The organism is Stenotrophomonas sp. P5_A8 (assembly GCF_056400545.1).
The window spans coordinates 1-9,727 of record NZ_JBFULB010000144.1; the positions used below are offsets into that span (position 1 = coordinate 1).

Annotated in this window: 8 protein-coding genes and 4 tRNA genes; 7 read left to right on the plus strand and 5 right to left on the minus strand. The window is 66.8% G+C overall.

What is annotated here, in order from left to right; genetic code table 11:
- Positions 1-250: 250 nt before the first annotated feature.
- The 5 genes from AC1DQP_RS11655 (at position 251) to AC1DQP_RS11675 (ending at position 6,874) form a co-directional block, all read left to right on the plus strand.
- On the plus strand, positions 251-2,458 hold the full coding sequence (locus AC1DQP_RS11655; protein ID WP_478051641.1) for a PAS domain S-box protein: 2,208 nt from the start codon (positions 251-253) through the stop codon (positions 2,456-2,458).
- Positions 2,459-2,764: 306 nt separating this feature from the next.
- Complete coding sequence (locus AC1DQP_RS11660; RefSeq protein ID WP_478051643.1) at positions 2,765-4,618, plus strand: methyl-accepting chemotaxis protein; 1,854 nt, start codon at positions 2,765-2,767, stop codon at positions 4,616-4,618.
- Positions 4,619-4,980: 362 nt separating this feature from the next.
- Positions 4,981-5,427: a pilin gene (locus tag AC1DQP_RS11665; RefSeq protein WP_256777215.1), complete on the plus strand. Its 447-nt coding sequence runs from the start codon at positions 4,981-4,983 to the stop codon at positions 5,425-5,427.
- Between the two features lie 20 nt (positions 5,428-5,447).
- Entirely contained in the window at positions 5,448-6,032 is a 585-nt protein-coding gene (locus AC1DQP_RS11670; RefSeq protein WP_478051642.1) for a pilin, read from the plus strand.
- Between the two features lie 74 nt (positions 6,033-6,106).
- Positions 6,107-6,874, plus strand: a complete 768-nt coding sequence (locus AC1DQP_RS11675) for a helix-turn-helix transcriptional regulator (RefSeq protein WP_457322102.1) — start codon at positions 6,107-6,109, stop codon at positions 6,872-6,874.
- A gap of 212 nt (positions 6,875-7,086) precedes the next feature.
- Here AC1DQP_RS11675 and AC1DQP_RS11680 read toward each other — a convergent pair.
- A tRNA-Leu gene (locus tag AC1DQP_RS11680) sits at positions 7,087-7,173 on the minus strand.
- Between the two features lie 124 nt (positions 7,174-7,297).
- Between AC1DQP_RS11680 and AC1DQP_RS11685 the strand changes: the two genes are divergently transcribed.
- Positions 7,298-7,678 (plus strand): response regulator, encoded by a 381-nt coding sequence (locus tag AC1DQP_RS11685; RefSeq protein ID WP_256777212.1) that lies wholly within the window; start codon positions 7,298-7,300, stop codon positions 7,676-7,678.
- Positions 7,679-7,688: 10 nt separating this feature from the next.
- Here the strand turns inward: AC1DQP_RS11685 and AC1DQP_RS11690 are convergent, their stop codons facing one another.
- On the minus strand, positions 7,689-8,645 hold the full coding sequence (locus AC1DQP_RS11690; RefSeq protein WP_457319665.1) for an SOS response-associated peptidase family protein: 957 nt from the start codon (positions 8,643-8,645) through the stop codon (positions 7,689-7,691).
- 84 nt (positions 8,646-8,729) lie between these two features.
- Between AC1DQP_RS11690 and AC1DQP_RS11695 the strand changes: the two genes are divergently transcribed.
- A complete protein-coding gene (locus AC1DQP_RS11695; protein ID WP_457319664.1) occupies positions 8,730-9,146 on the plus strand; it encodes a GNAT family N-acetyltransferase in 417 nt (138 codons plus the stop codon).
- A gap of 43 nt (positions 9,147-9,189) precedes the next feature.
- Here AC1DQP_RS11695 and AC1DQP_RS11700 read toward each other — a convergent pair.
- The 3 genes from AC1DQP_RS11700 to AC1DQP_RS11710 form a co-directional block, all read right to left on the minus strand.
- Positions 9,190-9,265, minus strand: a tRNA-Glu gene (locus tag AC1DQP_RS11700).
- 49 nt (positions 9,266-9,314) lie between these two features.
- Positions 9,315-9,390 (minus strand) — tRNA-Ala (locus tag AC1DQP_RS11705).
- A 139-nt stretch (positions 9,391-9,529) separates the two neighbouring features.
- A tRNA-Glu gene (locus AC1DQP_RS11710) sits at positions 9,530-9,605 on the minus strand.
- Positions 9,606-9,727: the final 122 nt, after the last annotated feature.

Below are 9,727 nucleotides of genomic sequence, written 5' to 3' on the forward strand. Positions count from 1 at the left end.
ACAATGCCCTGGCCGACGCCTTCGCCCGCGCCAAACGGGGCGGCTGAGCCGGCGGCGGGTCCAGAGCGGGGACGCTTTCGGGCGGCCCCGGGCCTGTCTGGACCGATGGCACTTCTGGTTTCACCCGGCTTTGTTCACACTTCGCCTTCAATGCCCGTAGCTTGGGCAGGCGGGGAGGCCGTATGACCAGGGACCTGACAAGGCGGACCGACGCACGACRCCACACGGCGCCGTGCGCGTGGCCGTGCCCATGAGCCGCCGCGACCCCGCGACCGAACACAGCATCGACGCGGCGCTGCGCGACATCACCGAGCAGCACCGCCGGCTGGAGATGATCATCGAAGGTACCGCCGCCGGCACCTGGGAGTGGAACATCCAGGCCGGTCAGATGCGGATCAACGAGCGCTGGGCGCAGATTGTCGGTTACACCCGCGACGAACTGGCGCCGATCACCCCGGAGACCTTCTTCCGTCTGGTTCACCCCGATGACCTCGGCAAGTCCAACGCGCTGTTGCACGACCACTTGGAAGGCCGGTCGGCGCACTACGACAGCCTGTGCCGCATGCGCCACAAGGACGGGCACTGGATCTGGGTGCAGGACCGCGGCCGCGTCTACGAGTGGGACGCGCAGGGCCGCCCGTTGTGGATGGCTGGCGCGCATGCCGATGTGACCGACCTGCAGAACGCGCGCCAGGATGCGGCCAACATGCGCCAGCGCCTGCAGGCGGTGGTGGATGCGTCCGACGAAGTGGCGGTGATCGCCACCGATGTGGACGGCGTGGTCAACCTGTTCAACACCGGCGCGCAGAAGTTGCTGGGCTATCGAGCGGACGAAGTGATCGGCCGAGTCAACCCGAGCCTGTTCCATGATGTGGCGGAAATGCAGGCCTACCTGCAGCCCGAAGCCGATGCGGACGGGCGCCTGCCGACCGTTTTCGAGGCGCTTACCGCGCGCGCCGCGCAGGGTACCTGGTCGCACCAGTGGACCTTCGTGCGCAAGGACGGGCAGCGCCGCCAGGTGCGCCTGTCGATCAGTCCGCTGGACTGCGCCGGCGGCAACCGCATCGGGTATGTCGGCATGGCGGTGGACATCACTCCGATGCTGGAAGTGCGCGAGCAGGCTTACCTGGCCGCGGAGAAATTCGCCGGAGCGTTTTCCTCGGCCGCRCTGGGCATGGCGCTGGTGTCGCTGGAAGGCCGCTGGCTGGACGTCAACGACGCGCTGTGCGGCATTCTCGGCTATACCCGCGCCGAGCTGCTGGAGATCGATTTCCAGACCCTCACCCACGCCGATGACCTGCACACCGACCTGGCCCTGGTCGGGGATCTGCTGGCGGGGCGTCGCGACCATTACCACATGGACAAACGCTACCTGGGCAAGGCCGGCAACATCGTCTGGGGACGGTTGTCGGTGTCGCTGGTGCGCGCCGAAAACGGCGAACCGCTGCATTTCGTCTCGCAGATCCAGGACGTCACCGCCCAGCGCCAGAGCGGCCAGCAACTGCGCGAGTCCGAACAGCGCACCCGCATCACCCTGGATGCGGTGGCCGACATGGTGCTCACCCTGGACCTGCACGGCCAGATCCAGTACGCCAACGCGGCCGCCACCCGCGCACTGGCCGGCGCCGGCGCCGCGCCGCTGACCAACGGCCAGGTGCAGGACGTGATGGAGCTGACCACCGAGTACGCCCCGCGCTCGCCGCTGGACATCGCCGTGCTGCTGGACCCGGAAAGCAACGCAGTGGACCTGCACTCGGACCTGCTGCTGTCTGTCGGCGCGCGGCTGCTGCCGGTCGATGTGACCCGCGCCTGGCTGCGCGGCGAAGACGGAAAGACCAGCGGGGCGGTGTGGGTGATCCGCGATGTGACCCAGCAACGTGCGCGCCAGCGCGAGGCCCGGCACCTGGCCGAGGTCGATCCGCTGACCGAACTGAGCAACCGGCGAGGGTTCGAAGCCCACCTGCAGCAGGCGATCACCCGCGTGGCGCGCACCGGGCAGTCGGCCTCGCTGATGTTCATCGACCTGGACAACTTCAAGCCGATCAACGACAACCACGGCCACCTGGCCGGCGATGCCATGCTGTGGGCGGTGGCCAACGTGCTGCGCCATGGCGTGCGCGACTCGGACATCGTGGCGCGCCTGGGCGGTGACGAGTTCGCGGTGATCCTGGCCGGCTGCTCGCTCAAGCGTGCCCGCCGCATCGCCAGCGACCTGCTCGAGTCGGTGCGCGGCCTGACCATTCCCTGGGACCTGCAGCGGCTGGGGGTCGGGGCCAGCATCGGTATCGCCGCGATCGGCGGCAGCATGAGCGTGGACGACGCGGTCGCCGCTGCCGACGCCCAGTGCTACCGGGCCAAGGCCGAGGGGCGCGACAACGTCCAGGTGGAAACCCCGAGCGGCGGGCAACTGCCCGACCCGCTCGACGCAGTGGAAAGCAGCGAGGGCGGGGAAGGGTAGCCAACGCCCGTGGTCGGTGCGGCCCGTCTGCCGCTAAAGCTTCCGCCATGCCTGTCGATATCCCTACTGGAGCCGCCGTCGCTTGGCTCCGCGTTGGCCCGTGGCTGCCCCGCTTGTGTGGCCTGGACCGCATGCCGTTGCAACAAAGCGTCTGCAGGAAGCAGGACCATGTTGTACATGCCGCTGCCGTGACGTCACCCCACTGACGTCTTCGTAGTCCCCAAGCCAGACGATATGCCGCCGGGCGGTGCGCCCGTCGGATCCCAGCAACCGGGCACCGAGGATCACATGATGCATATTTCACGCATGCACGCGCCTGTGCAGGAACAGGTCGCCGACGCCGACGCCGGCGCAGGCTCGCCATGGCGCGCACTGGTGGCGCCTTTCGTGGCCCGCCGCGACGCGCGCGGTTCCGCCAACGCACTTGCACAGCGCCGCCAGTGCGAGCTGGAAGCGCAGGTTGCCGCACTGCATCGGGTGCAGGCGGTGATCGAGTTCGACCTGGACGGCACCATCCTGCAGGCCAACGACAACTTCCTGCAGGCCGTCGGCTATCGGCTGGACGAGATCCAGGGCCATCACCATGCGATGTTCGTCGAACCGGCGTTGGCGCAGAGCGTGGAATACCGTGATTTCTGGGCCACGCTGGGGCGGGGCGAATTTGATGCCGGCCAGTACCGGCGGCTGGGCAAGGGCGGCCGCGAGATCTGGATCCAGGCCTCCTACAACCCCGTACTGGACGGCAACGGGCGTCCGTACAAGGTGGTGAAGTTCGCCACCGACATCACCGCGCAGATGCAGCAGGCGGCCGATTTCTCCGGCCAGTTGGCGGCGATCAACAAGTCGCAGGCGGTGATCGAGTTCAGCCTGGACGGACGCATCCTGTCGGCCAACGATAATTTCCTGGCCACCACCGGCTACACGCTGGAGGAAGTGCGCGGCCAGCACCATTCGCTGTTCGTCGAGCCCGAGTACCGGCAGAGCCTGGAATACCGGCAGTTCYGGGAAAAGCTGGGGCGCGGCGAATACGACGCCGGCCAGTATCGACGGCTGGGCAAGGGGGGCCGGGAGGTCTGGATCCAGGCCTCCTACAACCCGATCTTCGACATGAACGGGCGTCCGTTCAAAGTGGTCAAATACGCCACCGACATCACCGCCCAGGTGCGCGATACCCATGCCATGCAGCAGGCCGTCGCGCAGACGCGCGAAGTGGTCGCGGCCGCCAAGGGCGGTGACCTGACCGGGCATATCGCCACGCAGGACAAGACCGGGCCGATCGCCGAACTCTGCGAGGGCATCAACGCGCTGGTCGAGGCCATGGCGGGCATCATCAGCCAGATCAAGTTCGCCGCCGACACCATTGCCGTGGGCGCCAGCGAGATTGCCGAGGGCAACAGCGACCTGTCGGAGCGTACCGAACAGCAGGCGGCGTCGCTGGAGGAGACCGCCGTCTCGATGAAGGGACTGGCCGCCACCGTGCATCAGACCGCCGCCAACGCGCGCCAGGCCAGCGAGCTGGCCAGTGGTGCGGTCGACGTGGCCGCGCAGGGCGGGCACGTGGTGCATGAAGTGGTCTCGACCATGGCGCTGATCAACCAGTCCTCGCGCCGCATCGTGGACATCATCGGGGTCATCGACGGCATCGCCTTCCAGACCAACATCCTGGCGCTCAATGCCGCAGTGGAAGCGGCACGAGCAGGCGAACACGGGCGCGGCTTCGCCGTGGTCGCCACCGAGATCCGCGGGCTGTCGCAGCGCTCGGCCAGCGCCGCCAAGGAGATCAAGCAGCTGATCGCCGATTCGGTGGAGAAGGTCGGCACCGGCACCGGGCAGGTCGAAAGCGCTGGCCGCACCATGGATGAGATCGTGGTCAACGTGAAGCGGGTCAGCGCACTGATCACCGAGATCAGCACCGCGGCCCAGCAGCAGAGCGAGAGCATCGGCCAGATCAACCAGGCCGTCGACCATATCGACGAGGGCACGCAGCAGAATGCGGCCCTGGTCGAAGAAGCCTCGGCCGCCGCGCGCAGCATGGAAGAGCAGGCCACCCAGCTGCTGCAGACCGTGGCGGCGTTCCGGGTGGATGCCGGGCAGGGCGCCGCGCGCACGGCCGGCGTGGTGGCCATGCACGGCGGGCATCCAACGCTGCGGCTGGTCTAGCCCACGCGTACCCTGCGGCGCCGACATGCGGGCGGGGTGCGGTTGCCAGGCCCTGCCCGTAGGCATGGGTGAACCGGTCGGCCTCGGCGCGGACACCGAGCTTGTGCGCATCGCCATGACGCGTTGCCGGCTGATAAAGCGTCGTCGATTGGCAATGCGGCCAGCACCAATGTGCTCGTTGTTGCATGGCATGACGCTAGCTGCAAATCCTTGCAAAACACGTCATTCAACGTGCTTTTACCACTCCTTGCATGGCGCCTTTCGGGGGCGCGGTGGTCTCCTTGTCGGCACGCGTTCCACCCACGTTCGGGTTGCGCAGATGCAGTCAGTTGTACTCACCACCCACGCTTTCAAGGATAAAAATGAACCCTCTCAATCGAACCCATGCCAAGGCACGCCAGGGCGGCTTCACCCTGATTGAACTGATGATCGTCGTCGCCATCATCGCCATCCTGGCGGCCGTCGCCCTGCCGCAGTACCAGAACTATGTCGCCAAGTCGCAGACCTCGGCTGCGCTGGCTGAGCTGACCCCGGGCAAGCTTGGCGTGGAGACGATCTACGCCGAGGGCGGGCCGACGACGTCGGACCTGGGCGACATCGGCATGACCGACCAGACGTCCCGGTGCAGTGACATTGCCTTGACCATGGCGCCGACCGGTGCGGCCAGCCTGATCTGCACCCTGGTTGGGAGTGGCAAGGTGAACGGTACGCTCACCCTGGCACGGGACATCCAGGGCGCCTGGAGCTGCTCCGGCTCGATGTCTGACAAGACCCTGCTGCCGTCGAACTGCCGCAGCACTACGCCCTGATAGTCGTGCGGGATGAACCAGTGGCCGAGGCGGCGCATGGCGCGGCCTCGGTCACTGGCCATCAACGCCAGGCCATGGTCGCTTTGCTTGAAAACGCCGTCATCGCTGTGACACCCACGCACCTGTCCACGCCACGGGCTACCGTCAATCAACGCCTCGCCATGCCACCGCGCCAGCGCGGTATCACGCTGATCGAGCTGATCATTGCCGTGGGCACGTTGGCCGTGCTGCTCACCTTCGCCATTCCCGGCTACCGCAACCACACGGCACGCGCGCGTATCAGTGCGATGTTGGCGGAGATATCCGAAGGCAAGGCCGGCGCCGAGCGCCTTGCGACCCATGAATCACCGTGGGACTACGTCAGTGATCCTGCTGCGGTCGGACTCAATGGGCCGGCCTCGCTGTGCACCACCATCGTCGTGGACATCATCGCCTCTGCACGCACCGCACATCTCTATTGTGGCGGCGCGCGCTTCGACTTCGTCGCCCTGGACTACACGGCCGAGGCGGGGTGGCGATGCACGACCCGCTCGCATGCTGCGGTCTCGCGCACCGATTGGGCGCCGGAAGGCTGCGTCCCCCATATCGCGCGCCGCTCACCATGAACTGTGCTGCCGTCGCCGTGGTCGGTCCACGTCTGTCCCGGTACGCCGGCGGGACGGCACGGCAATGCAGCGCAATGCCCATTCCCGGTGATTCCTCCGGCGAACCGGTGCGGATACCGCCAGGCGTCACCACGCTGTGGATGCAGTTGCGCGGCACTACCGTCATCCAAAGTGCGGAAGGCCGCTTCGAGCTGCGTCGCGGTGAATGGCTCATGCTCGGGCGCGAGGCTGGGCCGCTCCTTCAGGCCGGGCGCCTCGGCATGTGCGTGGGCGTCTGCCTGAGCGCCGATACCCTGACCGCGCTGGGTGCAGGTGCGTCCCCGCTATACCCCGGCAGGGGCCGGATGCCGCGTGGCGACCTGCAGATGGCAACCCGGGTATGGCGTCGGATCGCCGGGGGGCGGGGCACCGACATGGACCGTCCCGCCGACCCGCGCCCCCTGCTGCTGCTCATGGCCGAGCTGCAGCGGGACATCGCTTCGCGGGCGGCGCGCTGCCCTGGACCCTCGATGGTGCGCAAGCACCAGGTCCTGACCTGCCTGCAGAACGCGTGTCTGTTCGTGCACGGCCACCTCGAGCGCCCCGTCAGCGCGCGCGAACTGGCGCAGTGGGTAGGCCTGCCCACTCGATATTTCTCCGAAGCCTTTCTGGCTGCCTACGATCAATCGCCGCAACAGTTCGGGACGCGGGTAAGGCTCGAGCACGCCGCTGCCCGGGTACGTCGCGGCGACATGTCCGTTGACGAGGCGGCCCCCGCCATCGGCTTCAAGCATGCCGGTACGTTCCTGCGCGCCTTCCGCGCCAGCTTCGGGGTCAGCCTGGGCAACTACTGCGCGCGCTGACGCTGTTACCGTCAGTTCCGCCTTTCCACACGATGGATGCTCGATGCCGCATTGAGGCGGGCGAGGTAGCGGGGCAGATGGCGAGTTCCCGGACGGGCTGCCAGGGGTATCTGAGCGGGGCGTGCGGCATGGGCGTTCCTTCGCCGAAAGGGTGCCCCGGTACCCCAAAACGCAAAAGGCCAGATCCGTCGGATCTGGCCTTTGCAATTCCATGGTGCCGAAGGTGGGACTCGAACCCACACGCTTTTAAGGGCGGCGGATTTTGAGTCCRCTGCGTCTACCGATTCCGCCACTTCGGCTGGCTGGCCGCGTAGTGTATACAACTTGAGACGGTCTGGGGAGGCCTGAATGCTTCAGACCGCATGTCGGCGTCATCGGACCGGCACGCTATACTCATCGCGCTGAACCATACAGGGAGCCGGAATGAGCACGTTGCAGGATCTGCGCGTACTGGTGGTGGAGAACGACGAGATGAGCGCGGCGCTGCTGCAGATGCAGCTGGCACAGTCCGGCGCCGTTGTCGTGGGCCTTGCCGCCTCGGTTGCCGAGTCATTGCGCCTGCTGGGCACAAGCGAGCCGCAGGTGGCGTTGCTGGATTACCGGCTGGCCAATAATGAAACGAGTGAAGCCGTCGCCGAGGCACTGAGTGCGCGCGGGATTCCGTTCGTGCTGACCACCGGCATGGCCCCGGATCATCTGCCGGCGGCGCTGCGTGCGGGGGTGGTGTTGAGCAAACCGTACCTGACCGCCGAGTTGATTGCGGCATTGGCCCGCGCGCTGCAGGGCGCCTCGGTCGCCAGCTGATCGCGGCGGCTCAGGCCGCTTCGGTGTGCGCCAGGTCGACCGGTTCGCGGTCGTCCAGGATGCGGTAAAGCGCGGCCAGGTCCTGTGGGTCCGGATTGAGCCACGCATCCAGGTATTCCGGCCGGATCGGCACGATGCAGCGGTCGTGGCCGGCCGCAGCGACGTCGCGCGGCGGTTCATCGGTGATCGCGGCGAACGATAGCAGGCGTCCTTCCGGACCTTCCCACTCCGACCACAGGCAGGCGATCAAAAGATCGCGCGGTGGCTGCGGTCGAAATTCCAGGACGACGTTACCCGGCTTCTCGCCGGGCGCCAGTGCGCGCTGCTCCAGCGCGTGGCGCGGCACATGCTCGTAGAACGACTGCACCACCACTACGCCGTGGCGATGTCCGAAGGCGCTCTTCCAGTAGGGCTCCAGGCTGTCGCGGCGCGCGTTGTAGGTGCCGGGGTAGAGGGTGTCGTTACGCGCTGGCTTGTCCGGCAGGCGGCATTGGTAGCGCATCGGCTTGATCACGCGCTGGCCGTGTTCGGACACGATCACCGGTGCGTATACGCCGGGGAAGATGCGGCTGTCGCGCGGTAGCAACCCGCTGCGGCGCAGGTCATCCAGGCGCGCTTGCGCGCGTTCGACCCGGTTGCCGGCGATGCGCGCCTCGTTGCGGGCCTTCTGCGTCGGGCGGGCGGCCAGGGCAGCTTCGGCCGCAGTGAGGCGGGCGCTTTGCAGGCGGATCTCCTGGTCGAGGGTCTGCATTTCCTCGGCGTGCCACTGCTGGATCTTCGCCACGATGTCCTGGCCCTGGGCGGTGCGCGCACCGGCAAAGCCATCGTCCATGGCCTTGGGCGTCTTGGGGCGCTGCTTGCCGGCGTCGTGGGCGTAGAGCTGGGCGAATTCGTCCAGCGACATCATGGCCCCGTACTCGCGGACCAGCTTGGTGTAATCGGCGCGGATCTGGGCGGAGTAGCACATGCGCACAGGATAAGGCGATTGGTCGCACCCGATGAGAAAGGGAAGGTGCATGCTGATGGTCCATTCACCGGAGTGCGTTCCGCCATGTCCCTGCCTGATGGCCTGCAGTGTTTCCCCCATCCGCCCAGCGTTGCCGAATACCGTGAACTGCGGGTGCTGGCCGGGCTGAGCCCGAAGTCGCTGGCGGCGGCCACGGTGGGCCTGCCCAATACGGTGTTCGGGGTGAGTATCCGCGACGGCGAACGCCTGCTGGCGATGGGCCGGCTGATCGGCGATCGCGGGTGTTTCCTGCAGGTGGTGGATATCGCGGTGCTGCCGCAATGGCAGGGCAGGGGGCTGGGCAAGGCGGTGATGCAGCAGCTGGATCAGTGGCTGCACGCCAATGCGGTGGGCGCGTATGTGAGCCTGATCGCCGACGGGCAGGCCAATGCCCTGTATGCGCAGTTCGGGTTCGTGGAAACCGCGCCGCGATCGGTGGGGATGGCCAAGGTCATCGGCTGAAAACAAAAAGCCCCGACCGAAGTCAGGGCTGTTTGTTTGWAGCTGGCGTCCCCACGGGGATTCGAACCCCGGTCGCCACCGTGAAAGGGTGATGTCCTAGGCCTCTAGACGATGGGGACGCGTTAAACCGAATTTTGGCTTCTGTCGGACGGCCTGTGTCCGGAGAAGTGGTGGAGCCAGGCGGGATCGAACCGCCGACCTCCTGCATGCCATGCAGGCGCTCTCCCAGCTGAGCTATGGCCCCGCGTTGATGCTGCGAGCCGCCTATCATAATGGCGTTGTGGCGGGATGGGAAGCTTTTTATTCGTCAACCCACGGTCGGCACCTGCAAGGCGCGTCCAAACAAAAAGCCCCGACCGAAGTCAGGGCTGTTTGTTTGAAGCTGGCGTCCCCACGGGGATTCGAACCCCGGTCGCCACCGTGAAAGGGTGATGTCCTAGGCCTCTAGACGATGGGGACGCGTTAAACCGAATTTTGGCTTCTGTCGGACGGCCTGTGTCCGGAGAAGTGGTGGAGCCAGGCGGGATCGAACCGCCGACCTCCTGCATGCCATGCAGGCGCTCTCCCAGCTGAGCTATGGC